At 66.7% G+C, this 26,436-nt stretch carries 22 protein-coding genes; 19 read left to right on the top strand and 3 right to left on the bottom strand.

The features are described 5' to 3' along the window. Window positions 1-42 precede the first annotated feature (42 nt). Genes N0K08_RS05215 through hemW form a run of 4 tightly spaced genes read left to right on the top strand, consistent with a single transcriptional unit; the run spans window position 43 to window position 3,873 of the window. The gene (locus N0K08_RS05215) at window positions 43-1,059 is read left to right on the top strand and encodes a serine/threonine protein kinase (RefSeq protein ID WP_261499003.1); all 1,017 of its coding nucleotides are present in this window, start codon (window positions 43-45) and stop codon (window positions 1,057-1,059) included. After that, on the top strand, window positions 1,056-1,958 hold the full coding sequence (locus N0K08_RS05210) for a PP2C family protein-serine/threonine phosphatase (protein WP_261499002.1): 903 nt from the start codon (window positions 1,056-1,058) through the stop codon (window positions 1,956-1,958). Before N0K08_RS05215 ends, N0K08_RS05210 begins: the two co-directional genes overlap by 4 nt. Window positions 1,959-2,011: 53 nt before the next feature. Then, complete coding sequence (locus tag N0K08_RS05205) at window positions 2,012-2,611, top strand: non-canonical purine NTP pyrophosphatase (protein WP_261499001.1); 600 nt, start codon at window positions 2,012-2,014, stop codon at window positions 2,609-2,611. 5 nt (window positions 2,612-2,616) lie between these two features. Continuing rightward, window positions 2,617-3,873 carry a radical SAM family heme chaperone HemW gene (hemW, locus tag N0K08_RS05200; protein ID WP_408642917.1) on the top strand — a complete coding sequence of 419 codons (1,257 nt, stop codon included), beginning with the start codon at window positions 2,617-2,619 and terminating at the stop codon, window positions 3,871-3,873. 409 nt (window positions 3,874-4,282) lie between these two features. Here the strand turns inward: hemW and N0K08_RS05195 are convergent, their stop codons facing one another. Both N0K08_RS05195 and N0K08_RS05190 read right to left on the bottom strand, forming a co-directional pair. Continuing rightward, on the bottom strand, window positions 4,283-4,609 hold the full coding sequence (locus N0K08_RS05195) for an I78 family peptidase inhibitor (protein ID WP_261498999.1): 327 nt from the start codon (window positions 4,607-4,609) through the stop codon (window positions 4,283-4,285). Between the two features lie 89 nt (window positions 4,610-4,698). Then, entirely contained in the window at window positions 4,699-5,442 is a 744-nt protein-coding gene (locus N0K08_RS05190) for a GntR family transcriptional regulator (RefSeq protein WP_261498998.1), read from the bottom strand. A gap of 239 nt (window positions 5,443-5,681) precedes the next feature. On the opposite strand from N0K08_RS05190, the gene N0K08_RS05185 reads away from it, so the two are divergent. The 5 genes from N0K08_RS05185 to N0K08_RS05165 all read left to right on the top strand — a co-directional run bounded on the left by N0K08_RS05185 (window position 5,682) and on the right by N0K08_RS05165 (window position 13,906). Then, window positions 5,682-7,838 (top strand): hypothetical protein, encoded by a 2,157-nt coding sequence (locus tag N0K08_RS05185; protein WP_261498997.1) that lies wholly within the window; start codon window positions 5,682-5,684, stop codon window positions 7,836-7,838. A 361-nt stretch (window positions 7,839-8,199) separates the two neighbouring features. Beyond that, complete coding sequence (locus N0K08_RS05180; RefSeq protein ID WP_261498996.1) at window positions 8,200-8,763, top strand: sorbitol dehydrogenase family protein; 564 nt, start codon at window positions 8,200-8,202, stop codon at window positions 8,761-8,763. Between the two features lie 29 nt (window positions 8,764-8,792). Then, complete coding sequence (locus N0K08_RS05175) at window positions 8,793-10,442, top strand: GMC family oxidoreductase (RefSeq protein ID WP_261498995.1); 1,650 nt, start codon at window positions 8,793-8,795, stop codon at window positions 10,440-10,442. A gap of 11 nt (window positions 10,443-10,453) precedes the next feature. Further along, on the top strand, window positions 10,454-11,866 hold the full coding sequence (locus tag N0K08_RS05170; protein ID WP_261498994.1) for a cytochrome c: 1,413 nt from the start codon (window positions 10,454-10,456) through the stop codon (window positions 11,864-11,866). A gap of 315 nt (window positions 11,867-12,181) precedes the next feature. Further along, window positions 12,182-13,906, top strand: a complete 1,725-nt coding sequence (locus N0K08_RS05165; RefSeq protein WP_261498993.1) for a methyl-accepting chemotaxis protein — start codon at window positions 12,182-12,184, stop codon at window positions 13,904-13,906. Between the two features lie 94 nt (window positions 13,907-14,000). On the opposite strand, the gene N0K08_RS05160 is transcribed toward N0K08_RS05165, so the two are convergent. Then, the gene (locus N0K08_RS05160; protein ID WP_408642905.1) at window positions 14,001-15,944 is read right to left on the bottom strand and encodes a B12-binding domain-containing radical SAM protein; all 1,944 of its coding nucleotides are present in this window, start codon (window positions 15,942-15,944) and stop codon (window positions 14,001-14,003) included. A gap of 340 nt (window positions 15,945-16,284) precedes the next feature. Between N0K08_RS05160 and N0K08_RS05155 the strand changes: the two genes are divergently transcribed. The 10 genes from N0K08_RS05155 (at window position 16,285) to N0K08_RS05110 (ending at window position 26,419) form a co-directional block, all read left to right on the top strand. After that, the gene (locus N0K08_RS05155; protein WP_261498992.1) at window positions 16,285-17,916 is read left to right on the top strand and encodes an acyl-CoA synthetase; all 1,632 of its coding nucleotides are present in this window, start codon (window positions 16,285-16,287) and stop codon (window positions 17,914-17,916) included. A 345-nt stretch (window positions 17,917-18,261) separates the two neighbouring features. Next, window positions 18,262-19,128, top strand: a complete 867-nt coding sequence (panB, locus tag N0K08_RS05150; RefSeq protein ID WP_261498991.1) for a 3-methyl-2-oxobutanoate hydroxymethyltransferase — start codon at window positions 18,262-18,264, stop codon at window positions 19,126-19,128. 27 nt (window positions 19,129-19,155) lie between these two features. Then, the gene (panC, locus tag N0K08_RS05145) at window positions 19,156-20,001 is read left to right on the top strand and encodes a pantoate--beta-alanine ligase (protein WP_261498990.1); all 846 of its coding nucleotides are present in this window, start codon (window positions 19,156-19,158) and stop codon (window positions 19,999-20,001) included. A 5-nt stretch (window positions 20,002-20,006) separates the two neighbouring features. After that, window positions 20,007-20,393, top strand: coding sequence for an aspartate 1-decarboxylase (panD, locus tag N0K08_RS05140; protein WP_261498989.1), 387 nt, complete (start codon window positions 20,007-20,009; stop codon window positions 20,391-20,393). 635 nt (window positions 20,394-21,028) lie between these two features. Next, a complete protein-coding gene (locus tag N0K08_RS05135) occupies window positions 21,029-21,781 on the top strand; it encodes an energy-coupling factor ABC transporter ATP-binding protein (RefSeq protein WP_261498988.1) in 753 nt (250 codons plus the stop codon). A 6-nt stretch (window positions 21,782-21,787) separates the two neighbouring features. Further along, window positions 21,788-22,381, top strand: a complete 594-nt coding sequence (locus tag N0K08_RS05130; RefSeq protein WP_261498987.1) for an energy-coupling factor transporter transmembrane component T family protein — start codon at window positions 21,788-21,790, stop codon at window positions 22,379-22,381. 43 nt (window positions 22,382-22,424) lie between these two features. Further along, window positions 22,425-23,009, top strand: a complete 585-nt coding sequence (locus N0K08_RS05125) for a biotin transporter BioY (RefSeq protein ID WP_261498986.1) — start codon at window positions 22,425-22,427, stop codon at window positions 23,007-23,009. A 7-nt stretch (window positions 23,010-23,016) separates the two neighbouring features. Further along, window positions 23,017-24,546 carry an AMP-binding protein gene (locus N0K08_RS05120; protein WP_261498985.1) on the top strand — a complete coding sequence of 510 codons (1,530 nt, stop codon included), beginning with the start codon at window positions 23,017-23,019 and terminating at the stop codon, window positions 24,544-24,546. Then, window positions 24,543-25,706, top strand: coding sequence for a thiolase family protein (locus N0K08_RS05115; protein ID WP_261499655.1), 1,164 nt, complete (start codon window positions 24,543-24,545; stop codon window positions 25,704-25,706). Before N0K08_RS05120 ends, N0K08_RS05115 begins: the two co-directional genes overlap by 4 nt. Before the next feature lie 17 nt (window positions 25,707-25,723). Next, window positions 25,724-26,419 (top strand): nitroreductase, encoded by a 696-nt coding sequence (locus tag N0K08_RS05110; protein ID WP_261498984.1) that lies wholly within the window; start codon window positions 25,724-25,726, stop codon window positions 26,417-26,419. Window positions 26,420-26,436: the final 17 nt, after the last annotated feature.

Raw genomic sequence — 26,436 nt, 5'->3', positions numbered from 1 at the left:
TTATCCGGGTTCCGCCCCATTCACGAGGTTTACCCGTAAAAAATGTCTTCCAAGATCAAGCCTGCCCCCCTTCCTCCCGATAGCGTGATAGGGGGCTACCGCATTTTGCGCCGCTTGTCTGCCGGCGGCTTTGGCGTGGTCTACCTGGCGCTGGACGGCGAGGGCCAGCAGGTGGCGATCAAGGAATACCTGCCGGCTTCGCTGGCCTTGCGCGACCCGGGCGAGCTCCAGCCACGGGTCCTGCCCGAGAAGCTGTCGCTGTACCGGCTGGGCCTCAAGAGCTTTTTCGAAGAGGGCCGTGCGCTGGCCCAGCTGTCCCACCCTTCGGTGGTCAGCGTGCTGAACTTCTTTCGCGAGAACGAGACCGTCTACATGGTCATGAACTACCTGGAGGGGGCCAACCTGCAGGATTTCATTCTCACGGCGCGGGGCATCAAGACCGACAAGGTGTTGCGCGAATCGACCATTCGCTCGCTGTTCGACGAAGTGCTGCGCGGCCTGCGCATCGTGCACCAGCACAAGATGCTGCACCTGGACATCAAGCCGGCGAATATCTTCATCACCGACGACGACAAGGCCGTGCTGATCGATTTCGGTGCCGCGCGCGAAGTGCTGTCCAAGGAAGGCAGTTTCATCCGGCCGATGTACACGCCCGGTTTTGCCGCGCCCGAGATGTACCGCCGTGACGAGTCCATGGGGCCGTGGACGGACATCTACGCCATCGGCGCCTGCATGTATGCCTGCATGCAGGGCTTTCCGCCCTACGCCGCGCCCCAGCGCCTGGAGAAGGACCGCCTGGGCCAGACCCTGTCCAAGCTGCGCGGCGTGTACTCCGACAAGCTGATCGAAGTCGTGGAGTGGTGCATGGCGACCGATCCGCTGTCGCGGCCGCAATCCGTGTTCGCGCTGCAAAAAGAGCTCAATCGCGAAGTCGCGCGCCGCCACACCCGGCTCAGCGTGGCCGAGAAAATGCGCCAGCAAATCGGCGCGCTGGTCAGCGACACGCGCAAGAGCGTGCAGAAAATCAGCGGCCAGACCAGCAAGGGCCCATTGCCATGAAGTTTTCGGTATTCCAGCTCAGCCGCCGCGGCGGGCGCGAGAAGAACGAAGACCGCATGGGTTATTGCTATACGCGCGCCGCCTGCCTGCTGGTGCTGGCCGACGGCATGGGCGGGCACGCCGAAGGTGAAGTGGCGGCGCAGATCGCGCTGCACACCGTCTCGGCGCTGTTTCAGCGCGAAGCCACGCCCTTGCTCGCCGATCCCCAGGTCTTTCTGGCCCAGGCCTTGCTGCAAGCCCACCGCCAGATCCTGCGCTATGCCAGTGAGCGCGGCATGCGCGACACGCCGCGCACCACGCTGGTCGTGGCCTTGTTGCAGCAGGGCCAGGTCCACTGGATTCACTGCGGCGACTCACGCCTGTACCTGGCGCGCCAGGGCGCACTGCTGGCCCGCACACGCGACCACTCCTATAGCGAAATGGGCCAGCGCGTGGATCCGCCGCAGGCCAGCACCAACCGCAATCTGCTGTTCACCTGCCTGGGATCGCCTTCGCGCCCCATCTATGACCTGGCCGGTCCCTACCCGCTGGCCCAGGGCGATCGCCTGCTGCTGTGCTCGGACGGGCTCTGGGACAGTCTGGACGATGCCGAGCTGCTGGGCGCGCTGGCGCGTGAGCCAGTATCCTTGTCCGTTCCACGGCTGGTGGACACGGCGCTGCGCCGTGGGGGCAGCAGCAGCGACAATGTCACTGCGATTGGGCTGGAATGGGAGACGCCGGGTCCCGAGGCCTCGCCCGAAGGCATTTCGACCGACGAGCTGGAAGACGATATGTTCCAGTCGACCATACAGCCAGGCCCGCTGGCGGAGTTCGAAGACGAACTCAGCGATGCGGCCATCGAGCGCTCGATTGCCGAAATCAACGCAGCCATTCGCCGCTCTGCCGAGCGCAAGCGCTGAGAACCTAGTTAGTTAGCCGGATGCGCGCCCAGCGCGACCATCCCATTTGATCCATGAAAATTGTTTTAGCCTCCAACAACCGCGGCAAGCTCGCCGAACTGCAAGCCATGTTTGCCCCGCTGGGCGTGGAACTCGTGCGCCAGGGCGATCTGTTCGACGACGAAGCGCCCGAGCCGCATTGCACTTTTGTGGAAAATGCCTTGAGCAAGGCCCGCTTCGCGGCCGAACGCACGGGCCTGCCGGCGATCGCCGACGATGCCGGCATGTGCGTGGACCACTTTGGCGGCCTGCCAGGGGTGGACACCGCCTATTACTGCACCCAGTTCGGCTACGAGAAAAGCGATGCCAACAATGTGCGCGCGCTGCTCGAGCAGCTGCAGGGCGTGGAAAACCGCCGCGCGGCCATGGTCAGCACGCTGGTCGGCGTGCGCAGCGCCAAGGACCCCGAGCCGCTGATCGCTGTCGGCCGGGTCCAGTGCCAGATCGCGACCGAGTGCCGCGGCAGCAACGGCTTCGGCTTCGACCCCGTGATCTTCCTGCCCGAGCTGGGCCAGACCTTTGCCGAAATGGCCCCTGAGCTCAAGCACGCCCACAGCCACCGCGGCCGCGCCACGCAGCTGATGCTGGCCATGGTGCGCGAACGCTGGATGTGACCATGATCATTCCCATAGAACCGGTGGCTTCGGGCCCGGCCGCGGACAACGGGCCGGCGGTGCAGCGCGACATCCAGCACTACATGCGTCCGGGCACGCTGCAACTGGGCAGCCTGCCGCCGCTGTCGCTGTACATCCACCTGCCCTGGTGCCTGAAGAAGTGCCCTTACTGCGATTTCAATTCGCATGAGTGGCGCAGCGGTGACGCCCAGTCGGGCCTGCCCGAGGAGCGCTATATCGACGCGCTGGTGGCCGACCTCGAAGCGGCGCTGCCGCTGATCTGGGGCCGCACGGTGCACAGCATCTTCATGGGCGGCGGCACGCCCAGCCTGTTTTCGCCTGCCGCCATCGACCGCTTGATCGCCGCCGTGCGCGCGCGTGTGCGGCTGGAAGCGGATTGCGAAATCACGCTCGAAGCCAACCCCGGCACGTTCGAGAAAGACCGTTTCCGCGCCTACCGCGCGGCCGGCGTGACGCGGCTGTCCATCGGCGTGCAAAGCTTTGACGACCGCTTCCTGCGTGCGCTGGGCCGGGTGCATGACGGCGATCAGGCGCGGGCGGCCGTGGCCGAGGCCGCTCAGGCCTTCGAGACGTTCAACCTCGACATCATGTATGCCTTGCCGGGCCAGACGTTGGACGATCTGGACCGCGACCTGCGCACGGCGCTGTCCTTTTCGCCGCCGCACATCTCGATCTACCACCTGACCATCGAGCCCAACACCTATTTCGCCAAGTTCCCGCCGGCCATTCCCGAGGACGACACGGCTTACGCCATGCTCGACCGCATCAGCGAAACCACGGGCTGCGCCGGCATGCAGCGCTACGAGATTTCCGCCTACGCCCAGCCCGGTCATGCGTGCTTCCACAACACCAATTACTGGCAGTTTGGCGACTATCTGGGCATTGGCGCGGGCGCGCACAGCAAGCTGAGCTTTGCCCACCGCGTGGTGCGCCAGGTGCGTTTTCGCGATCCCGCGCGCTACATGGACCAGGCGCTGGCCGGCCATGCACTGGCCCAGGACAACGAAGTGCGCCGCGCCGAGCTGCCGTTCGAGTACATGCTCAACGCGCTGCGCCTGCGCGAAGGTTTTGCGCTGCAGGACTACATGGAGCGCACGGGCCTGCCGCTGAGCACCATCGCCAAGGGCCTGGAGATGGCCGAGCGCAAGGGCTTGATCACGCGCGATCTGGGGCGCGTGGTGCCGACGGAGCTGGGGTTTGATTTCCTCAGCGATCTGCAGGAGCTGTTTCTCGCTGATTGAGGTGTAGGTTCTAAGCGTGAAGGCATTTTTGAATGCCTTCTTGGCAAGATGGATGCCGTTGACGCCTTAAAGAAGCTATCCCGTTCCCCAGCCCTTGTGGATGCTCCTGCCGCGCACAGGGCTCGGGCTGGCCGTAGTGCCGAAGGACACGAAGGCTTCGTGATCTGACTCACCGCGATTGTTCGAGCGGAGCGCCGCAGGCGCGAAGCGAGTTTCGCGGTGCAGCCCGTGACCGAGCACGGCAGGTTGCCCTGAGCGCCAGCGAAGGGACGCAGGAAGCAGGGTCGCCTTTCTTTTGGGTACTTTTCTTTGGCGAAGCAAAGAAAAGTACCTCGGCTGCCGGGCCGAGACCCGGCCCCTGCCCGTGGCAACGGCATGTCGCTAAATCAGAGAAAAAACCGTAAAAACTTCAACCGCAGCGCACGGCGATGATGCGGCCGGTCGCATCCACTTCCAGGTTCAGCCGTTCGGCATTGAATTCGCGCGTCGTGATCTGGCCTGGGTGCAGCACGCGGGCCATGGCCGCGCCCGAGCGCTGGCGTGCCTGTTCGAGGTTCTGGGCGGTGTTGGTGCGGCCGATGAAGGCTTGCGCGGGCTGGGCGTTGCAGATCTGCGGGGCCTGCGGACGCGCAGCGCCGGGACGGCTGCTGCCCCAGGGGGCGTTCATGTTGCCGCAGCCCGCCAAAGTGAGCAGGGCGATGGCGGAAACGGACAAAGAGGCAATGCGCAGTGACATGGAAATTCCTGTGAAAGTGGTAGCTTGCCTGCACCATAGCCCAATCCCGCGAGGGTGAACGTCACAGACGGTAACTCAGCGACCCGCTTTCAGCCGAGCAGGTCCATTTCGATGTGCGCGTACTCGCTCAGAAAGCTCAACTGGGCCCAGTGCACGATCTGGCCCTTGCGGTCTTCGGCCCAGCGCAGCGTCTGCATCAGCGGCGTGCCCAGTGGCACGCCCAGATGGGCCTGGATCAGCTCGTCGGCCGGGGCCACGCTCAGACGCTGGCGTGCCGTGGCCAGGGGGCGCGGCCCACGGGTCAGGGCTTCGACCACGGACATCTGCGGCAGCTGGGGCGCAATCCGCTGGAACAGGCTTTGTTCCACATACATCTGGCTCAAACAAAACGGCTGATCGCCGCAGCAATGCAAACCCAGCAGGCGCTGGTATGCGGGGGCCAGCGTGCCTTGCACCGTGGTCATGCCCGAGGGAATCACCGGCAGGCAATCGGCTTCGCTGGCCAGCGTGCGGTAACCGGTGTTGCTGTGAAAAACCACCAGATCTTTCCAGCTCGACGGCAGCAGGAACGAAGGCGGGCGCTGGGGTGCGGCCATGACCTGGGTGCCGCCGCGCTTGCGCGTCTTGAGCAAGCCCTGGGCCACCAGGCAGCCCAGCGCCATGCGCACGGTGGTGCGTGAAGCGCTGTGCAGCGCTTCGAGCTGTTCCACGGTGGGGATGGAGCTGCCTACGGGCCACTGGCCGGTGACGATCTTGTTGCGAAACAAACCAGCGAGCTGGAGGTAGCGCTTTTCCTGGGGGACGCGGGCGCTGGGGGAGATCTCGGAGGGCATGGCCGGCCTTGGCTATCAATATTGTGCTTATTTTGGGTTTTAACTGGCAAAGCAGCTTTGGGGGAAACCCGTGACCCCAGGGGGCACTCCCAATGAAATGTCAGGGATGGTGACAGAGGGCCGAGAAATCAATGGGCTTTTCATTCCTGCTCTTGTAGGACTTTTACACTCCCTGTTTTTGCGGCCGTTCGCGCGGTCGGTGGCTGATACGGGCGCAATGCCCGGGAAGATGGGATGGGATGCAGCAATACGCATGGCAGTTTTTCCGTGCCGGAGGGGTGGATCAGGTTTCCATTCGCACCGGACAAGACATCGCTCACATCGGTGAGCTGGACCAGAAGCTGTGGGTGGCGCTGGCCTGCCCGACGCGGGGCATAGAGTTCGACAGCGCCACGCTGGACCTGATCGATCTGGACAAGGACGGACGCATTCGCGCGCCCGAGCTGGTGCAGGCCTGCCAATGGGCCGTGGCCCAGGTGGTGGACCCCGAGGTGCTGGCCAGCGGCAGCGATGTGCTGCAGATGGCCAGTCTGCGCAGCGACACCGAAGAGGGCGCGGCGCTGCTGGCCGAGGCCGGCCGCATCCTGCGTCTGGCCGGGCGCGCGGGCGAAACGGCGGTGACGCTGGCGGACGTGCAGCAGCGCCTGGCGTCGCTGCATGCCATGCCTTTCAATGGCGACGGCCTGATCAACCCCTTGACCCTGCCCGACGCGCCCGCGCTGTCGGCCCTGGTCAGCCGCATCATGGCGCTGTACGGCAGCGCCCCAGGCAGCGATGGCCAGCCCGGCATGGGCCGCCCCGCGCTGGATGCGTTCTTTGCCGATGTGCGCGCCATCCAGGCCTGGCACGAGCAGGGCCAGGAGCACCGCTGCGTGCTCACGCAGCGCGAGCAGGCCGTGGCCGCTGCCCAGGCCTTGAATGCCGTGCAGGCAAAGGTCGAGGATTTCTTTGCGCGCACGCGCCTGGCCGCATTCGACGCCAAGGCGCTGGTGCCGCTGAGTCCCAGTGTCGAAGGTTATGCGGCGCTGGGGCAGGGCCTGCTCGGCAGCGACAGTGCTGCGGCGCTGCCGCTGGCGTCGATTGTCGCGGGCGGCGATCTGCCGCTGACGCAAGGCCTGAACCCGGCCTGGACCCAGGCCATGCAGGCGTTTCGCAGCCAGGCCGTGGCCCCGTTGCTGGGCGCGGATACGCACACGCTGAGCGCCGCGCAATGGGACGCGCTGCAGGCCCAGCTCGCGCCTTGCCAGGCCTGGCTCGCGGCCTATCCGGCGTCCCAACTGGGCGACATGCCGCTGGCCGAAGTGCAGGCCTTGCTGGAGAGCGGCGCCGAGGCGCAGCTGCAGCAGCTGATTGCGCACGATGAAGACGAAATACAGCACAGCCTGCATGCCGTGCGCCTGGAAAAGCTGATCCGCTTCCAGCGCGACCTGCTCAAGCTGCTGCACAACTTTGTGTCCTTCTCGGACTTCTACCGCCGCGAAGGCGCGGCCTTTCAGGCCGGCACCCTGTTCCTCGACGGCCGCAGCTGCGAGCTGACGGTGGACGTGGGCGATGCCGCCAGCCACGCCACGCTGGCCGGTCTGGCCAAGGTCTACCTGGCCTATTGCGACTGCCGGCGCAACGGCCAAAAGCGCAGCATCGTCGCGGCCTTCACCGCGGGCGACGTGGATTTCCTGCTGGTGGGGCGCAATGGCGTGTTCTACGACCGCCAGGGCAATGACTGGGACGCGACCATCAGCAAGATCATCGAGAACCCGACCAGCATCGGCCAGGCGTTTTCCGCGCCGTACAAGAAGTTTCTGCGCATGATCGAAGAGCAGGTGGCCAAGCGCGCGGCGGCCCAGGATGCGGGCGTGACGGCGGGTCTGGCCACCCAGGCCCAGACGCTGGTCAACACGCCGGCGGCGGCCGTGGCGGCCGTGCCGGCGCGCAAGACCGATGTCGGCACCGTGGCGGCGATCGGCGTGGCCCTGGGCAGCCTGAGTGCCGTGGCGGTCGGCATCTTCGGCAAGTTCATCGAACTCGGCCCCTGGATTCCGATCGCGCTGCTCGGTCTGGTGCTGGCCATCTCCGGCCCCAGCATGCTGATTGCCTGGCTCAAGCTGCGCCAGCGCAGTCTCGGTCCCATCCTCGACGCCAGCGGCTGGGCCATCAATGGGCGCATGAACATCAATCTGCGCCTGGGGCGCTCGCTGTCGCAAACCGCCAAGGTACCGGCCAAGGCAGCGCGCATGCTCGCCGATCCCTATGCCGACCCGCGCTCGGGGCGCTGGATCGCCGGGGCGCTGGCCCTGGTTCTGCTGCTGGCGCTGGCCTGGCGCCTGCACTGGGTGGATGGCCTGCTGCCCACGGCCTGGCAGCATATGGCCCCGGTTTCCGCCGCCACCGCGCCGTAAATCGGCGACTATCGCGGATTCTGCAAAGTGCTTTTGCGGAATCCGCGATAGTCAAAAGCATGTTGATTTTGTTGAAGTTTTCGTAAAAAGAGAAACCCAGTCCTTGCCCATGGACTCGGGATTTCCCTTATACCCTCAACCTACTCGTACTTTCCTTCTGGCTTCCAAGCTGGGCCGCTGCATTGCGCAGTGTCCCAGGGCCGCAGGAACGCGGGCGACACAGGGCGGTTGAGGGCGGCGTTGTGGTTTTTTCAAAGCAGCGGCGCATGTGCGGCCGCGGTTCGAGAAAAGCCAGCCAGGCCCTTGGCGCGGCCGCATGTCGCGCAGGCCTTGGTACGGGCGCTTTTCTTTCAAACCACATATGCACTCCACACCTTTGTTTCCCGCCTTCGGCCTGAGCCGTCGGCGCATTCTTGGCGGCGCGCTGGTTGCTGGCGCTGCCGGCCTCGTGCCCTGGGCCCTGGCCCAGGCGCCGGCTTCCGCCACGGCTTCCCAGGCGTCGGTCGACGCTTTCATGGGCCTGTCCAAGCACCTCACGGAGCTCGGCGATCTGGACGCCGGCATGGGCGCGCGCCTGCTGGCCGCGCATCTGCAGCTCGACTCCAGCTGGGGCGAGCGCATGCAGGCGCTCTGGGCCTGGGTGCAGGCCGAGAAAGTGGGCCTGGCCCAGCTCAACGAGGCCTTGAAAGCCCAGCCCGCGGACTGGGCCAAGCTGCCCGCGCAGCTGATGCAGGGCTGGTACCTGGGCATCGTCGGCGATGGCAAGAACACCCGCGTGGTGGCCTATGAATTCGCGCTCAACGCGCGCACGGTGTCGGACCAGCTCAAGCCGCCGACCTACGCCTACGGCGGCTACGGCAGCTGGACGGTCAACCCGGCTTCGGTGCGCCTCAAGCCCATGCTGCCCCGGGCGTCCCGCGCCTGAGCCTCCCGACAACATTAAAAAAATACCCCATGGCTGAACAAAATCTCTCCGCCGACTACGTGGTCGTAGGCTCCGGCATCATCGGCGCCATGCTGGCGCGCAAGCTGGCACTCACCGGCGCTTCCGTGCTGATGCTCGAAGCCGGCGACGACGCCAAGCGCGGCGACATCGTTGCGCGCTTTCGCAATTCGCCGCGTCGCAGCGACTGGATGTCGCCCTATCCGTCGCCCGAGTGGGCGCCGCACCCCATCTATCGCCCTGAAGACAACGGCCACCTGGTCCAGGCCGGTCCCTATCCCTACAAGGCCGAGTACATCCGCCAGCTCGGCGGCACCAGCTGGCACTGGGCAGCGCATGCCTGGCGCAACGTGCCCAATGACTTCCACACCAAGTCGCTGTACGGCGTGGGCGTGGACTGGCCTTTCGACTACGACGATCTCGAGCCCTACTACCAGGAAGCCGAGGAGATCATGGGTGTCTGCGGCTCGACCGAAACCGGCTCGCCGCGCAGCAAGCCTTTCCCCATGGACCCCGTGGCCGAACCCTATGCCATGCAGCGCGTGCGCGAACGCCTGGCAGGCGTCTATCCCGTGGTGGCCAACACCGTGGCGCGCAACAGCCGCACTTTCGACGGCCGTCCTCCCTGCTGCGGCAACAACAGCTGCCAGCCGGTCTGCCCCATCGACGCCCAGTACCACGGCGGCATTGCCGTGGCCCAGGCCGTGGCGGCCGGCGTCAAGCTGGTGTTGCGCGCCAATGTGTTCAATCTGGAGCATGACGCCAAGGGGCGCATCCAGTCCGTGCATTACTACGATCCCGAAAAGAACGTGCACAAGGTCACGGCCAAGACCTTCATCGTCGCAGCCAACGGCATCGAGTCGCCGCGCCTGCTGCTGCTGTCCAAGAGCGATACTTTCAAGAACGGCGTGGCCAACGCGCGCGACATGGTCGGCCGCCACCTGATGGACCACCCCAGCACGTCGCTGACGTTCGACGCCGACGAGGACGTCTGGCTGGGCCGCGGCCCGCAAAGCCCGAGCTCTATCAACACCATGCGCGACGGCGCGTTCCGCTCCGAGCACTCGCCTTACCGCCTGGACTTCACCAACATCTCGCGCGTCGACGGCGCCACCACGTCGCTGCTCAAGGAAGGCGTTTACGGCAAGGAATTCGCCGACCGCCTGCGCCATTCGGCCGCGCGTGAAATGAACGTCAAGAGCGTGCTGGAAGTGCTGCCGGTGCTGGAAAACCGCATCACCCTGGCCGATTCCAAGGACGTCATGGGCCTGCCACGTCCTCAGGCGCATTACCAGATCGACGCCTACACCGCCGCCGGCCATCAGCGCGCCAAGCAGGATTTCGCGCGCATTGCCCAGCTCATGGGCGGCACCAATCTGCGCCCCAGCAAGGAAGGCGACTACGCCAACAACCAGCACATCTGCGGCACGCTGAGCATGGGCACGGACCCGAATGTCTCGGTCTGCGACGAGTTCGGTCGCGCCTGGGACCACGAAAACCTGTACTTTGCATCGACCGGCCTGTTGCCGACTTCGTCGACCTGCAATTCCACGCTCAACGGCATTGCCGTGGCCCTGCGCACCGGCGCCCACCTGATCGCCGCCAACGGCGGCCCCGCGATGCTGCCCCGCAGCAACACGCTGGGCAAGAACGCTGTCTGAGGAGGTACGACATGCACAAGACTTCGCTTTCGTTCTCCTTCCTCGCGGCAGCCCTGCTGTCGGCTGTGGCGGCCCTGCCCATGGCCGCCAGCGCTGCAACCGGTGCCGCGCCCGTGGACGCCAATGCTTCCTCGGAAGTCGAGCGCGGCCGCTACCTGGCCACGGCCGGCGACTGCATCGCCTGCCACACGGCTGTCGGTGGCGAGTCCATGGCCGGCGGCCTGGCCATGGCCAGCCCCATGGGCCCTATCTACTCGACCAACATCACGCCGTCCAAGACGCATGGCATAGGCAACTACACGCTGGAGCAGTTCGCGAACGCGCTGCGCCACGGCAAGCGCGCCGACGGTGCCAACCTCTACCCGGCCATGCCTTACACCTCGTACGCCAAGACGACGGACGAGGACATCGCCGCCATGTACGCCTACTTCATGCAAGGCGTGCCGGCGGTGGACAAGGCCGCGCCGGCCACCAGCCTGCCGTTTCCGTTCAATATTCGCCTGAGCATGAGCGTCTGGAACGGCCTGTTCCATGACGCCACGCCATACAAGGCCGATCTGTCGCAGACGCCGGAATGGAACCGCGGCGCCTACCTGTCCGAAGGCCTGGCGCACTGCACCACCTGCCATACGCCGCGCAATGCGATGATGGCCGAAGACCATGCGCGCTCGTTGGGCGGGGCCGAACTGGGTGCCTGGTATGCGCCCAATATCACCTCCGACAAGACCAGTGGCGTCGGCGGATGGACGCAGGCCGAGCTGGTGCAGTACATGCGCGGCGAGCCGGTGGCCGGCAAGGGACCGGCTTCGGGCCCCATGGCCGAAGCCATTGACCACAGCCTCAAGCACCTGAGCAGCGAGGACTTGAACGCCATCGCGGTCTACATCCAGTCGGTGAAGCCCGTGAGCGACAGCCAGGTGAAGAAGTCGGCCGACCAGTTCGGCGCGGCCAGCGACCAGCTCGAGACGCTGCGCGGCACGGAACTGCCCAAGGATTTCAACGCCATGACCGGCGCGCAAATCTATGACGCCAACTGCGCCAGCTGTCACCAGGCACAGGGTCAGGGCAGCGAGGACGGCAAGCTGCCGGCGCTGTTCCACAACACCAGCCTGGGTCACAACAACAGCAACAACATGGTGATGGCCATCCTGCATGGCGTGCACCGTGTGGGCGTGGATTCGGTGATGCCGCCGTTTGCGCACGAGCTCAGCGACCAGCAGGTCACCAGCTTGAGCAACTACCTGCTCACGCAGTACGGCAACCCCGACACCCAGGTGACGCAGGCCCAGGTGGCCATGCTGCGCGATCCGGCGACGGCTGGCGGCAGCGGCCTGGTGCAACTGGCCCGTTGGGCCATGGGCCTGGGCGCGGTCATCGTGCTGGCCTTGATAGGCTGGCTGCTGGCGCGCCGCCGCAAGGCCTGAGGCGGTCATACGCTTTTGCATCGGCGTGACGCCGGTGCCAGCGCCTGAACAGGCCCCGTCCTTTCGCGAGAGAGGCGGGGCTTTTTTGCGTCGACGGGGGAATTTCAGCGCTGTGGATTTCGCGCTTTTTCTCGCCTGTTGCGCGGCACCGAGGTCGACGCCGTTGGGGTTTCTAACGGCATTTGTGTCGTTATGTAAATGCTACCATTCACGAAAAATTACCTCCGCTGCGCGGCGGCAGTGGGCCTTCCCGTTGTTTGCGACAGTCTCGCGGAGGTCCGAAAACCATCACCTCACCCCCTTTGGATATTCTCAATGAAGTTGGATAACGTGCGCCTGACCCCCAAGCTCGGAGGCTCCATCGTGGGCTTGCTCGGCGCCATGCTGCTGGTGTCGGTCTGGGCGCAGCACCGGGTGGCTCAGGTAATGGACCAGTCCATGACCACCATGGCCGCTTACGAGCACCGCATCACGCTCGCCGGGCAATGGAAAGGCGCGACCGAAGCCACCGGTGAAAAAGTGCTGGCCAGCAATGCCACGCCCGACCCGGAGCTGACGACACTGTTCGATGCCCGGGTGAAGGCCGGCATAGGCGTCATCTCGGCGCTCCAGGCCCAGGTGGTCAAGCTCGCCACCAGCCCCGCGGACAAGGCCGCGCTGGAGCGCGTGGCCGCCGAACGCGCCAAGGTGCTGGGCCTGAACAAGCAGGCCCGCGAGATCAAGCTGGGCGGTGACGGCGCCGCCTTCAAAACCTTCATCGAAAGCACTTACCTGCCTGGCATCAGCCACTATGTGGACAGCCTGGAAAGCTTTGTGCAACTGCAGCATAGCCAGCGCGATGTGGCCGCCCAGGAGGCGCAGGTCGCCCGCAACCAGGCGAGCCTGGTGGCCTGGCTGGTCGAGGGCGCGGTGTTCGCCCTGGGGCTGGTACTGGCCTTCCTGCTTGTGCGCTCCATCACGCGCCCGCTGAACCGCGTCGTGGAACTCGCAGATGCGATTGCCGGCGGCAACCTCACGGTGTCGGCGCATGACGACCGCAAGGACGAATTCGGCCACCTGCTGCGCTCGGTCTCGGAGATGGCGGCGCGCCTGCGCGGGCTGGTCTCCGAAGTCCGCGGCGGCGTGGATTCGATGTCCAATGCTTCGGTGGAAATCGCCACGGGCAACCAGGACCTGTCGTCGCGTACCGAGCAGACGGCTGCCAACCTCGAAGAAACCGCGGCCAGCATGGAAGAGCTGACCGCCACGGTCACCCAGTCCGCCGACACGGCGCGGCAGGCCAACCAGTTGGTCGCGACAGCGGCGCAGGCCGCCACGCGCGGTGGCGATGTGGTGGAGCAGGTGGTGCAAAGCATGCAGCACATCACTGACAGCTCGCGCAAGATCGCCGACATCATCGGCGTGATCGACTCCATCGCCTTCCAGACCAATATCCTGGCGCTGAACGCCGCCGTGGAAGCGGCGCGCGCCGGCGAGCAGGGCCGGGGCTTTGCCGTGGTGGCCAGCGAGGTGCGCAGCCTGGCGGGTCGCAGCGCCGAGGCCGCCAAGGAGATCAAGGGCCTGATCAATGCCTCGGTGGAGAGCGTGGAAACCGGCTCCATCCAGGTGGCGCAGGCCGGGGAGTCCATGGGCGAGATCGTCGCCAGCGTGCGCCGGGTGTCCGACCTGATCGGCGAGATCACTGCCTCCTCCACCGAGCAGCGCGACGGCATCGGCCAGGTCAACCAGGCCATCAGCAACCTCGACCAGATGACCCAGCAGAACGCCGCGCTGGTGGAAGAGTCGGCGGCTGCCGCCGCATCGCTGCGCGACCAGGCCCAGCACCTGGCCGAAGTGGTGGCGGTCTTCAATGTGGGGCATAACTATGCCCCGGCACCGCGGGCGGCCGCGCCCAAGGCGGTGGCAGCACCTGCCCGGCCGGTCCGCGTCGCGGCGCCGGTGGCTGCGGCCCGGGTGCTCAAAGCGCCCCAGCCGGCCAAGGCCAAGCCTGCTGTCGAAACCAGCCGCGCCGGCGCGAGCGACGACTGGGAATCCTTCTGAAGCCAGGGCCGGGCAGGAACTGCTCTGGCCCCCGGTTCATTGCCGATCTGAGCCCCGCTTCCTCTTTCGAGGGAGCGGGGCTTTTTCATGGCGGCTAGCCCTTGGCCTTCAGGGCTTTCTCGATCTTGTTGCGTGGCACCGTGGTCTTGGGCACCTTGAAGGGGAACCAGCTGCGCACGTCTTCTTCCACGCCGATACCGTGCATGTAGTTGTAGATGGCTTTCTTGAGCACGGCACCCAGGGCGTCGTGGTCCACGCCGCTGGGGTCGTGAAAGCCGATGTCGTTCTTGGCAAAACTCACGGGCGGCATGGGCGTGAGCGTGATGCCGTATTCCTCGGGGTTGAGGCCCACGGGCGAGTGCACGGTGCAGCTGAAGCGGTGGAAAAATCCGCTTTGTATGCAGCCGTGCTCGAACAGCTGGCGCACGTATTCGAGCGCGTCCACCGTGTCCTGCACGGTCTGCGTGGGAAAGCCGTACATCAGGTAGGCATGGACCAGAATGCCGGCCTCGGAAAAGGCCTTGGTCACGCGCGCCACCTGGTCGACCGAGACGCCTTTTTTCATCAGCGAGAGCAGGCGGTCCGAAGCCACTTCCAGCCCGCCCGAGACGGCGATGCAGCCGCTGTCGGCCAGCAGATTGCACAGCTCGGGGCTGAAAGTCTTCTCGAAGCGGATATTGCCCCACCAGCTGATGTCGCTGCCGCGCGCGAGCAGCTCCTGGGCCAGGGTCTTGAGCGCCTTGGGCGGCGCGGCTTCGTCGACGAAATGAAAGCCGGTCTGGCCGGTTTCGGCGACGATGGCTTCGATGCGGTCGGCCAGCACGGCGGCGCTCGCGCCTTCATAGCGGCCGATGTAGTCCAGGCTCACGTCGCAGAAGCTGCACTTCTTCCAGTAGCAGCCATGGGCCACCGTCAGCTTGTTCCAGCGGCCGTCGCTCCACATCCGGTGCATGGGGTTGAGCATGTCGAGCAGCGACAGGTAGTCGTGCAGCGGCAGGCCGTCCCAGGTGGGCGTGCCGACTTCGGCGAAAGCCACGTCGGCTTCCATCATGTTGACGTAGCGCACCGTGCCGTCGGCATCGCGCACATAGGTGCGCACCAGGCGCGAGGCGCCGCGCTGGCCTTGGACATGTTCCAGCAGGGCCAGCAGCGGGCGCTCGCCCGCGTCCAGCGTGACGAAGTCGAAATAGTCGAAGACGCGCGGCTCGGTGAGTTCGCGCAGTTCGGTGTTGACGAAGCCGCCGCCGAGCACCAGCTTGGTGCCTGGCGCATGGGCCTTGATGGTCTGGGCGATGCGAAAGGCCGCGTAGACCGAGCCCGGGAAGGGCACGGACAGCAGCACCACGTCGGGCTGGTGGCGTTCCAGGGCTTCGAGCGTGAGCTGGTGCAGGGCTTCGTCGACCAGCGTCATGGGCGCGGCCAGGGCCTGGGCCAGCGGCTCGAAGCTGGCCTGGCTGCCGGCCAGCGACTCGGCGTAGCGCACGAATTCAAAGCGCTCGTCGGCCGCGTCGCGCAGCACGTCGGCCACATCGTTGAGATAGAGCGTGGCCAGGTGCTTGGCGCGGTCGTGCTGGCCCAGGGCGCCGAAGGCCCAGCCCAGGGGATCGCCGCTGCCGTCGTCGATGTAGCCTTCGAGCGCGTCAAAGCGCGGGCCTTCGGGCAGGTACTGGCGGCTGACGATGCGGTGCGACAAGGTGCTGTCGCGGCCCTGCAGGAAAGTGATCACGCGCGCGATGGTGGCCAGGTAGCGGTCGCGCTGGCCCATGAAGGATTGCACCGCGGGGCTGAAAGGGCGGTCGGGATTTTCCGCGTGCTGGGCCTCGACCAGATCGACCACCTGCTGCAGGCCGGTGGTCGACAGCAGGCGCAGCACCAGGGCCAGCGCCAGGTCTTCCTGGACGGCCTGCATGCCGCGCGAGCGCAGAAAACCGGTGAGATAGGCCGTGGACGGGTAGGGCGTGTTGAGCTGCGTCATCGGCGGGATGACGGAGAGGATGCGGCAGGAAGGCGCGGTCGGGGCAGTGGGCAAGGCAGGCATGGCGGGCGACACAGGGGCGCGGAAGGTGAAAGGGCGGGGTCCCTGGGCCTGGTCGTCCGGCGTCCGCGCGTCAGGGCCAGCTACAGGCAAAAGCCCGTAAGTATAGAAAGATTGGTGAAAACAGCGGGAGCCAAAGGTCGCTGGCCGGCATGTGCCACTCATATCAAAGCATGTGCGAAGTGTGTGTACTCACTATTTTTCGGGGCTGATAGTTGCATACCGGTTTCCCATCTTCCGTTCAGTCAACCGCCCGGGTAGAGTATTTGCCATGCAGCGCGTAGGACTCAGGAGCCCAGGCGCTGCCGCGCTTGACCATTTGTTGCCTGCAAGGACCCTCGCCGTGACTTCCATTTTCGACAGCAACCTTCCCCGCAACGCCGCCAACTTTGCGTCCATCTCTCCCTTGGGCTTCATTGCGCGCACCGCCGAGGTCTACCCGCAGCGCCTGGCCATCGTGCACGGCGACCTGCGCCAGACCTGGGGCCAGACCTATGCGCGCTGCCGCCAGCTGGCCAGCGGCCTGCAGCGCCTGGGCGTAGGCAAGAACGACACCGTGGCCGTGCTGCTGCCCAATACGCCGCCCATGGTCGAAGCGCATTTCGGCGTGCCCATGGCCGGTGCCGTGCTCAATGCCATGAACACGCGGCTCGACCCGCAGGCGATTGCCTACATGCTCGACCACGGCGAGGCCCGGGTGGTGATCGTCGACCCGGAATTCACCGGCCTGCTGGCCAAGGCCCTGACCCTGCGCCAGTCTTCGGCACCGCTGCAGGTGGTGGAAGTCCAGGACGCGGTCTACGGCCCTGCGAGCCAGTCCTTGGGCGGCATGGACTATGAAGCGCTGCTGGCCAGCGGCGATGCGCAGTTCGACTGGGCGCCGCCGGCCGACGAGTGGGATGCGATTGCGCTGAACTACACCAGCGGCACCACAGGAAACCCCAAGGGCGTGGTCTACCACCACCGCGGCGCGGCCTCGAATGCCATCAGCAATGTGCTCGAGTGGGACATGCCCAAGCATGCGGTCTATCTCTGGACCCTGCCCATGTTCCATTGCAATGGCTGGTGCTTCCCCTGGACCGTGGCGCTGCGCGCGGGCGTCAACGTCTGTCTGCGACGGGTGGACCCGCAAAGCGTGTTCGATGCCATTCGCCAGCATGGCGTGACGCATTACTGCGGCGCGCCCATCGTCCACGGCATGCTGGTCAACGCGCCGGAAGCGATGAAGCAGGGGCTGCCCGCGGGCGTGAAAGCCATGGTCGCAGGCGCCGCGCCGCCGGCCTCGATGATCGAAGGCATGGAGCGCATGGGCTTTGACCTGACCCATGTCTACGGTCTGACCGAGACCTATGGGCCGGCAGCCGTCTGCGCCCAGCATGACGACTGGGCGCAGCTGGACATAGGCGAGCGCGCCCGCCTCAACGCCCGCCAGGGCGTGCGTTTTCACCTGCAGGGCGACGTGCGCGTGCTCGATCCCGAAACCATGCAGCCCGTGCCCCAGGACGGCGAGACCATGGGCGAGATCATGTTCAAGGGCAACATCGCCATGAAAGGCTATCTCAAGAACCCCAAGGCGACGGACGAGGCCTTCGCGGGCGGCTGGTTCCACAGCGGCGACCTGGCCGTGCAGTACCCCGACGGCTACATCAAGATCAAGGACCGCAGCAAGGACATCATCATTTCGGGCGGCGAGAACATCTCGTCCATCGAAGTCGAGGATGTGCTGTACCGCCACCCCGCCGTGCTGGCCGCGGCCGTGGTTGCCAAGCCCGACGCCAAGTGGGGCGAGACGCCATGCGCCTTTGTCGAGCTGAAAGATGGGGCGAGTGTCACGGCCGAGGACATCATTGCCCATTGCCGCCAGCACCTGGCGGGCTTCAAGCTGCCGCGCGCCGTGGTGTTCGGCGAGCTGCCCAAGACCAGCACCGGCAAGATCCAGAAGTTCGAGTTGCGCAAGTTGGCTGCTGAAAGTTAAAGCACCCCCTGAGCGATTTCGCGGCAGGGGCCGTCCCCCGCTTCCCCCTCTCAACCTTCGGTGGAGGGGGGCGCCCGGCCAGGGACGGCACCGTCGCTGCGGGGCTGCCCTTCCTCGCTGCCCCCTTGCTGGGGTGCGCCAGTGGCGTGGGCTGGGGATGCTGCGCTGCAGCATGAGCGCAGCGCTGCGGCGGCGTTGCAGGCGCAACAACCCTTGTTGTGCGAGATGAATGCGGGGAGTGGTGATCGAAACGGCTGTGGTATGGTCGGCGCGCAAAAATAACAACCCCCAGGGGCAGCGCCCAGGTGCTTGCGCGGCCAGGTCCTGGACTCCAGAGACAACCACATGAAATCCACCACCGAATTTCAGAAGTTCAAGCGCGACAAGCGCAAGATCGTCATGGTCACGGCCTATGACTATCCCGGAGCCCGCTATGCCGAAGCGGCCGGAGCCGACACCATTTTGGTGGGCGACTCTCTGGGCATGGTGGTGCTGGGCTATGACTCCACGGTGCCCGTCACCGTGGACGACATGGTGCACCACGCCAAGGCCGTGCGCCGCGGCGCGCCTGGCACCTGCATCGTGCTGGACATGCCGTTCGGCAGCTACCACGCGAGTCTGGAAGTCACGACGCGTTGCGCCGTCGACATGCTGCAGCGCAGCGGTGCCGATGCACTCAAGGTCGAAGGCGCGGGCGAAGTGATCGACGTGATCCGGCGCCTGACGCAGGTCGGCATTCCGGTGGTGGCCCATCTGGGATTGACGCCGCAGTCGGCCGCCGTGCTCGGCGGCTATGTGGTCCAGGGCAAGGATTTCGAAGCCGCGCAGCAGATCCTGCGCGATGCCCAGGCCTGTGAAGCGGCCGGTGCCTGCGCGCTGGTGCTCGAATGCGTGCCCCAGCAGCTCGCGGCCCACATCACGGCGCAGCTGGGCATTCCCACCATAGGCATTGGCGCGGGCCCGGCCACCGACGGCCAGGTGCTGGTCTTTCACGACCTGCTGGGCTACGGCAACCACCGCGTGCCCAAGTTCGTGCAGCAGTTCGCGCAAGTGGGAGAGCAGGTGCAGGGCGGCCTGACGGCCTATGCCCAGGCCGTGCGCAGCGGGAAGTTCCCGGGCGCCGTGCACAGCTTCAATCTCAGCGACAGCGAGCTGGGACGCCTGTACGGCGGCGCGGTGCATACCGGCGCGGCGCCCGCCGCCGCCGAATGAATTCGTGATTTCCGGAGCTTGTTTCCCATGCAACGCCTGACCCGTATTGCCGACCTGCGCGACTGGCTGGCCCAGCAGCGCCGCCTGGGCAAAACCATCGCCCTGGTGCCCACCATGGGCGCGCTGCACGAAGGCCACATGGCCTTGGTCGAAAGCGCGCGCCAGTCCTGTGACCTGGTGGTGATGAGCATCTTCGTGAACCCGCGCCAGTTCGGCCCGAACGAGGATTTCGATGCCTATCCGCGCGACCTGGACGGCGACTGCGCCCTGGCCCAGGCGCATGGCGTGGATGCCGTCTTCGCACCCGCCACCGAAGAGATGTACCCGCACGCCGCAGGCCCGCTGATCCTGGCCGGGCGCCAGGCGAACATGCTGTGCGGCGCCTCGCGCCCCGGCCACTTCGACGGCGTGGTGCAGGTGGTGTGCAAGCTGTTCAACCTGGTGCAGCCCGACCGCGCTTTCTTCGGCCAGAAGGATGCGCAGCAGGTGGCCATCATCCAGACCTTTGTGCGCGACTACAACCTGCCGCTGGAAATCTGCGTGATTCCCGTGGTGCGCGAGGCCGACGGCCTGGCCAAGTCTTCACGCAACGTCTACCTGAGCGCGCAAGAGCGCGTCCAGGCGCCCGCCATCCACCAGGCCTTGCAGCTGTGCCGTGATCGGCTGCAAGCCGGTCAGACGCCCGAAGCAGCGCTGCAGGCCGCGCGCGCACACATCGCCCGCGAGATTCCCGGCAGCCGCATCGACTACCTGGAGCTGCTGGCCTGGCCCGACCTGCTGGCGCTGCAGGACAGCGACCGCAGCTGCATCGCCCTGGCCGCCGTGTACCTGGGCCGTACCCGTTTGATAGACAACATCACTTTCCAGAGGTAAGCCCCATGTTCCGCATGTTGATGAACAGCAAAATCCACCGTGCCCAGGTCACCCAGGCCGATCTCAATTACGTGGGCTCGATCACCATCGACCAGGACTTGATGGACGCCGTGGGCATAGTTGCCAACGAAAAAGTGCACGTGGTCAACAACAACAACGGCGCACGCTTCGAAACCTATGTGATCGCCGGCGAGCGCGCCAGCGGGGTGATCTGCGTCAACGGCGCGGCCGCGCGCCTGGTGCAAAAGGGCGATATCGTGATCATCATTGCCTACGCCTATGTCAATGCCGAGGAACTCGCGGCCCATGTGCCCCGGGTCGCGATCATGGGGCCGGACAACCGGATCTCCCAGCTGCTGGCCCATGAGCCCGCGCTGACGGTAATGAATTGAGCACCCCCTGAGCGGCTTCGCCGCTTCCCCCTCTCAACCTTCGGTGGAGGGGGACGGCAGCCTCGGTGCGGGGCGGCCCTTCCTCGCTGCCCCCTTGCTGGGGCGCGCCAGTTGCATGGGCGGTGAGCGATGCGAGCGCTGAGAAACGCCCCCCTGAACCGCTTTGCGGCATGGGCCGCCCCGGCTTCCCCCTTTCTCCCCCTATTTCCCCGTTTTTCGTCCGTCACGCCTTCCAGGCGCGCTGCCGCATGGGCGTTTGCTGGGCCCTGCAGCCGGCGGGTGGTGCTTCGGTCGGCTTTGGCCGGGGATCGTCGCCCATCTCCGGACCAGGGGGCGGCGAAGCAGCGGTTTTTTGCCGGCAGATGGCCGTCCGTAGACCGGCGAAGCGTGAAAACCCTGCAAACATACGGCAACGGCCCGCTATGTTTCGTCTTTTTTGGCAGAATATGCGGGCGCGAAAATAGCCCCGGAAATTACAAGAAGTTGTAGGAAGAAGACGTTCTTTTGGTGGCAAGATGAGCGAAATTTGATTTTCAAGACGGCTTGCATCCAACGCTTTTGGGCGCTGCGGGCCGGTCGAATGCCACCCTTTATTCCACTGTCCTATGCCTGTCCTTTGCGCACAGACTGAGTCCATGAACTGTCTGAGCACGCCACCCCCCTGTATCGAGCTGTCCCATGTCCGGCTGGTGCGCGGCAATACGCCGGTGCTCGAGGATTTGAGCCTGCAATGGGCCCAGCCCCGCATCGGCCTGATAGGCCACAACGGCGCGGGCAAGACCAGCCTGTTCCGTCTGCTGTGCGGCCTGGATGCACCCGCCGCAGGCCAGGTGCTGTTCGACGGCCACAACCTGCATGAGGCGGGCCGGGAGCGCACGCGCTGGGTGGGCATGATGTTCCAGAACCCGGACGACCAGATCATCTTCCCCACGGTGGAGGAGGAGTTGGCGCTGGGCCTGCAATCCCGCAGTGCTTCCAAGCGCGAGGCCAAGGCGCAGGCGCGGCAGTTTCTCGCCCAGCGCGGCCTGGGGCACTGGGCCGAGCGCGCGATCAGCAGCCTGAGCCAGGGCCAGCGCCAGATGGTGTGCTGGCTGGCGCTGCTGATCACGGCGCCGCGCACGGTGCTGCTGGACGAGCCCTATGCCAGCCTGGATCTGCCAGGCCAGGCGCAATTGGCGGACGACATCGCCGCGGCCCCGCAGCAGGTCATCGTCTCCACCCATGTGCTGTCCCATGTGCGCGACTATGCGCGCGTGGTCTGGCTGGACCAGGGGCAGGTGCGTGGCGACGGCCCGGGCGAGGAAGTCTGCGCGGCCTATGAAGCGGCCGTGGCGACCGAAGTCGCGGCCCGGCGTGCGCGCCGGTCCGTGCTGTCCAGCGGGAGTTGATACGCCATGGGAAGCCTTTACAGCGATATCCCCACCTGGCTGCACCGCTATGGGGCCGGCTTCAAGCTGGTCTGCATGGGGCTGCTGGGGACGCTGCTTTTTCTGATCACCAGCCCCTGGGTGCTGGCCGGCTGCGCCGCTGTCTGCGCCGTCCTGTGGTTCAGTCTGGGGCAGGCCACCCGCGTGGCTCGGCGCTTGATCCTGTCGGTGCTGATCGGCGCCTTGCTGGTCGCAGCCTTTCACGTCTGGATGGGCCGCCCGGCCCTGGCCGCGGTGAGCGCGCTGCGCCTGGCCTGCGCCTGCACGCTGGGCGTGGCGCTGACGGTGACCACCCGCCCCATGGACCTGCTCGAAGTGCTGGACCGCTGGCTGGCGCCGCTGGCGCGCGTGGGCCTGCAGCCCGAGCGCATTTCGCTGCAGCTGGGCTTGATGCTGCGCTTTACCGAACACTTCTTCGTGCAATGGCAAAAGCTCGATGACGCTTACCGCCTGCGCACCGGCCAGGCCGGAGGCCTGCGCCTGATTGCTCCCCTCACCGTGCAGATGCTGCAGGCCGCGCGGCGTGTGGCCGATGCGCTGTATGCCCGCCTGGGCGGTTAGTTCCGCCTTTGATTTCCTGATTGATCCAACCTGAGTCTGAATGATGAAAACTGCTATTACCCGTCGCCAGTCCGAGTCCATGGCCTTGGTAGGCCTGTTTGCCGCCTTGATCGCGGTCATGGGCCTGATCCCCAAGATCGACCTGCCTATCGGCGTGCCGATCACGCTGCAGACGCTGGGCGTGATGATGGCCGGCTGCCTGCTCGGGCCCAAGCGCGGCCTGCAAGCCGTCCTGCTGTTCCTGGTCGCCGTCGCCGCGGGCCTGCCTTTACTCGCTGGTGGGCGTGGTGGCCTGGGCGTGTTCATGTCGCCGACGGCCGGCTATCTGGTCGGCTTTGCCGCTGCGGCCTTTGCCACCGGCCTGCTGATGGCCATGCTGCCCAAGGCCACGCCGCTGCGCGCGGCCTGGAGCGCGCTGATTGCGTCCGTGGTCGGCGGCGTGCTGGTGCTGCACAGCTTCGGCATTGCAGGTCTGGTGCTGGTTGCCAAGCTCTCGCTGGCCCAGGCTTTCTGGGGTGACCTGATGTTCGTGCCCGGCGACCTGATCAAGTGCGTGCTCTGTGCCCTGGTCGTGCACACCGTGGCCAAGGCGCTGCCTGACTGGCGCTTCGGCGGCCGCGACGCCTGAGCGGTCGATGCCGATGCCCTCCGCGTTGTCGCAGGCCGTGCCTCATCTGATCGCGCCTTTGCCCGAGTCGTTCGAGCTGGTGCACGGACCGCTTGCGCATTGGAGCCAGGTGCAGCCCGAGGCTGTCGCGCTGTCCAATGGGCTTGAGCAGTTGAGCTTTGCGCAGCTGCAGGCGCGCGTTGCGTCGCAGGCCGAGGCGCTGCGCGTGCGCGCCGCGCCGGCCACCGTGCTGCTCGACGGCAGCGGTTCGGGCCTGGAGCGGATTGTCGATTTTCTCGCGGTGGTCGCCAGCGGCCGTTGCGCGGCCGTCGCCGACCCCGAATGGCCGGCGGCGGTGCAGGCGCAGATTGCCGCGCAGTTCGCGCAGTTGCCGCCGGCCGAGGTGCCCGCGCCCGGTCCCGAGACGCCTTTCTATATCGGTTTCACTTCGGGCAGCAGCGGCCTGCCCAAGGGTTTTCGCCGCCACCACCGCTCATGGACGGAGAGCTTTCGGGTCTCGGTCCAGGACTTGGGGCCGGATGCCTGCGGGCGCGTTTTTGCGCCCGGTCGCCTGTCGCATTCGCTGTTCCTGTTCGCGGCCCTGTGGGGCCTGTGGAGCGGTGCGGGCGTGGAGATACAGGAGCGGTTTTCCGCGCCCAAGGCGCTGGCCAGTCTGCAGGCGGGCGAATGCCCCTTGTTCGTGGCCGTGCCCAGCCAATTGCAGCTGATGCTGGAGTGGGCGCAACGCCGCCATACGCCGCCTATCCATGGCGTGGCGCTGCTGCTGATCAGCGGCGCGCGCTGGATGCGCGAGCGCACGCCGGCGCTGCAGGCGCTGTTCCCCCAGGCCCGCATCGTGGAGTTCTACGGCGCGTCCGAAGCCAGCTACATCGCCTGGATGGATGCCGACCCCCAAGCCCCGGCCCAGGCCGTGGGCCGTCCGTTCAGCAATGTGGCGCTGCACATCGGCCCCGACCCGCTGGCGCCGGGAGCGGGCGGCAACGCTGGCGATACCGGCCTTGCGCGGCCCGGACTTATCTGGATACGCAGCCCCATGCTGTTCATGGACTATGTGGGCGCGGTCGATGGCTCGGCGGCGCTGCGGCGCGGGCCCTGGCTGTCGGTGCGCGATATGGGCCATATCGATGAGCAGGGGCTGCTGCACCTGCTGGGCCGTGAAAGCCGGATGCTCGTCACCCAGGGCAAGAACCTGTTTCCCGAGGAAGTGGAAGCGCGGCTGCTGGCCCATCCGCAACTGGCCCAGGCTTCGCTGCAAGGCGTGGCGGACAGTCTGCGCGGCAATGTCGTGCATGCGGTGCTGCAGGCCGTGGATGCTGATCTTCCCGATGCCCTGGCCCTGGGCCAGTGGTGCCGCGCGGCGCTGGAGAGTTACAAGGCCCCGCGGCATTGGTGGCAGTGGCAGGGCCCATGGCCTCTGACGGCCAGCGGCAAGACCGACCATGGCGCCATTGCGCGCGCACTGGCGCGGCGCCTGCGGGCGGACAGCAGCGCCGGGGCCGAGCTTGCGGCGGATTGTTTGCAGCCATGGCCGTTATGAACTCGCTGGCGATACCCGTCCTGGCCTGGGCGCGCAGCCCGGTGGCGCCCGTGGGCGGCGCGCTGTCGCAGCTGCAGCCGCATGAACTGGGGGCGCCGCTGGTGCAGGCGCTGCTGGCCCGCGCCGGGCTGCCGGCCCAGGCTGTCGATGCCGTGGTGCTGGGCAATGCCCTGGGCGCGGGCGGCAATCCGGCGCGCATGCTGGCGCTGGCCGCGGGCCTGCGCGAGAGCAGCGCCGCCTATACCGTGGACACGCAATGCTGCGCGGGCCTGGATGCCATCACCCTGGCCTGCGGCTTGCTGGCTGCGGGACAGGCGGGCATCGTGATCGCCGGCGGCGTCGAAGCCTGGAGCCGCGCGCCGATTCGCCAGCACCGGCCTTTGCAGCCGGGCGCCGAAGCCGTGGCCTATGAGCGGCCGGCCTTCGCGCCCTGGCCCGAACGCGACCCCGACATGCTGCAGGCTGCGGCCGACTACGCACAAAGCATCCACTGCCTGCGCGTGGCGCAGGACGCCTATGCGCTGGCCAGCCACGCCAAGGCCCTTGCGGCGCGGCACGCGCTGGCCGCGGAAATCGTCGCGCTGCAAGGCCTGGACCACGATGCCTATCCGCGCGTCCTGCGCGCCGAGCGCGTGGCGCGCATGCCGGTGGCCGCCGCAGCGAGCGGCCCGGATGGGGCGGAGTGTGCCGTCAGCACGGTGGCGATTTCCGCCAAGGCGGACGGCGCGGCCTTGCTGCTGCTGGCCACGCCCGCGGCCTGCCGCCAATGGGGCCTGCAGCCCCAAGCCCTGTGGCGCGGCGGCGTGAGCGTGGGCGGTGCGCCCGAAACACCCATGCTCAGCGCCGCCACCGCCGCGCGCCAGCTGCTGGGCCGGCTGGCGCTGGACCTCCCCGATATCGACGTCTGGGAATTGCACGATGCGTTTGCCGTGCAAGGCCTGGACTTCTGCGCGGCCCTGGGCCTGGCGCCCGAGCGCATCAACGCCCAGGGCGGCGGGCTGGCGCGCGGCCACCCCATAGGCGCTTCGGGCGCCGTGGCGGCCGTGCGCGTGCTGGCCCAATTGCAGGCGCAGGGCCCGGGCGCGCAACTGGGCTTGGCCTGCATCGCCGGCGCCGGCGGCCTGGGCGCGGCCGCTGTTTTTGAAAGCCTGCCGGCCTGACCGCGCGGGACTCCTCCATGCTTTTCTCTTCCTCGGATTCCTTGCCCATGAACTACGCCGACCTGGCCCGCAGCCGCCGCTCCATCCGCGGCTTCCTGCCCGAGCCGGTGCCGCAGGCCCTGCTCGAAGGCCTGCTGGAGACGGCGCGCGAGGCGCCCAGCGGCGCCAACCTCCAGCCCGGGCGCTTCTGGGCGCTGCAGGGCGAGGTGCGCACGCGCCTGAGCGATGCCCTGTGCGAAGCCGTGCGCCAGCAGGTGCCGCCGCGCGAGGAGTACGGCTACTTTCCCCAGCCCATGCCCATGCAGCTGCGCAAGCGCCAGGTGGCCGCGGCCCAGGCGCTGTATCGCAGCCTGGGCGTGGCGCGCGGCGATGCGGCTGCGCGCCAGGTGCAGTTCGAGCGCAACTACCGCTTCTTCGATGCGCCCGTGGCGCTGGTGGTGACGCTGGACCGTGAGTTCGGCAGCGGTGGCTTCATGGATCTGGGCATGTGCCTGCACGGCCTGCTGATGGCCGCCCATGCCCAGGGCTTGGGGGCCTGCGCCATCGGCGCGCTCGCGTCCTATCCGGAGATCGTGCGCCGCGAGCTGGGCCTGCAGGACAGTGAAGTCGTGGTCTGCGGCGTGGCCCTGGGCTGGGCCGATCCGCTGGCGCCCGACAACCAGACGCAGACCGAGCGCGAGCCTCTGGCGCAGTATTTCCAGGTGCTGTCCTAGAACGTTTTGCCGGAGAG

It is taken from the genome of Acidovorax bellezanensis (genome assembly GCF_025421555.1).
Classification (GTDB): domain Bacteria; phylum Pseudomonadota; class Gammaproteobacteria; order Burkholderiales; family Burkholderiaceae_C; genus Comamonas; species Comamonas bellezanensis.
The sequence above is the reverse complement of the archived record's forward strand: the minus strand, read 5'-3'. Positions and strand labels throughout refer to the sequence as shown.

Coding starts and splice junctions, on each gene's coding strand:
- panB (WP_261498991.1), top strand. CDS start 18,262: ATGAAATCCACCACCGAATTTCAGAAGTTCAAGCGCGACAAGCGCAAG.
- N0K08_RS05135 (WP_261498988.1), top strand. CDS start 21,029: ATGAACTGTCTGAGCACGCCACCCCCCTGTATCGAGCTGTCCCATGTC.
- N0K08_RS05215 (WP_261499003.1), top strand. CDS start 43: ATGTCTTCCAAGATCAAGCCTGCCCCCCTTCCTCCCGATAGCGTGATA.
- N0K08_RS05190 (WP_261498998.1), bottom strand. CDS start 5,442: ATGCCCTCCGAGATCTCCCCCAGCGCCCGCGTCCCCCAGGAAAAGCGC.
- N0K08_RS05205 (WP_261499001.1), top strand. CDS start 2,012: ATGAAAATTGTTTTAGCCTCCAACAACCGCGGCAAGCTCGCCGAACTG.
- N0K08_RS05185 (WP_261498997.1), top strand. CDS start 5,682: ATGCAGCAATACGCATGGCAGTTTTTCCGTGCCGGAGGGGTGGATCAG.
- N0K08_RS05175 (WP_261498995.1), top strand. CDS start 8,793: ATGGCTGAACAAAATCTCTCCGCCGACTACGTGGTCGTAGGCTCCGGC.
- N0K08_RS05160 (WP_408642905.1), bottom strand. CDS start 15,944: ATGCCTGCCTTGCCCACTGCCCCGACCGCGCCTTCCTGCCGCATCCTC.
- N0K08_RS05115 (WP_261499655.1), top strand. CDS start 24,543: ATGAACTCGCTGGCGATACCCGTCCTGGCCTGGGCGCGCAGCCCGGTG.
- N0K08_RS05180 (WP_261498996.1), top strand. CDS start 8,200: ATGCACTCCACACCTTTGTTTCCCGCCTTCGGCCTGAGCCGTCGGCGC.
- N0K08_RS05125 (WP_261498986.1), top strand. CDS start 22,425: ATGAAAACTGCTATTACCCGTCGCCAGTCCGAGTCCATGGCCTTGGTA.
- N0K08_RS05210 (WP_261499002.1), top strand. CDS start 1,056: ATGAAGTTTTCGGTATTCCAGCTCAGCCGCCGCGGCGGGCGCGAGAAG.
- N0K08_RS05110 (WP_261498984.1), top strand. CDS start 25,724: ATGCTTTTCTCTTCCTCGGATTCCTTGCCCATGAACTACGCCGACCTG.
- N0K08_RS05130 (WP_261498987.1), top strand. CDS start 21,788: ATGGGAAGCCTTTACAGCGATATCCCCACCTGGCTGCACCGCTATGGG.
- panC (WP_261498990.1), top strand. CDS start 19,156: ATGCAACGCCTGACCCGTATTGCCGACCTGCGCGACTGGCTGGCCCAG.
- N0K08_RS05165 (WP_261498993.1), top strand. CDS start 12,182: ATGAAGTTGGATAACGTGCGCCTGACCCCCAAGCTCGGAGGCTCCATC.
- N0K08_RS05120 (WP_261498985.1), top strand. CDS start 23,017: ATGCCGATGCCCTCCGCGTTGTCGCAGGCCGTGCCTCATCTGATCGCG.
- N0K08_RS05195 (WP_261498999.1), bottom strand. CDS start 4,609: ATGTCACTGCGCATTGCCTCTTTGTCCGTTTCCGCCATCGCCCTGCTC.
- N0K08_RS05170 (WP_261498994.1), top strand. CDS start 10,454: ATGCACAAGACTTCGCTTTCGTTCTCCTTCCTCGCGGCAGCCCTGCTG.
- panD (WP_261498989.1), top strand. CDS start 20,007: ATGTTCCGCATGTTGATGAACAGCAAAATCCACCGTGCCCAGGTCACC.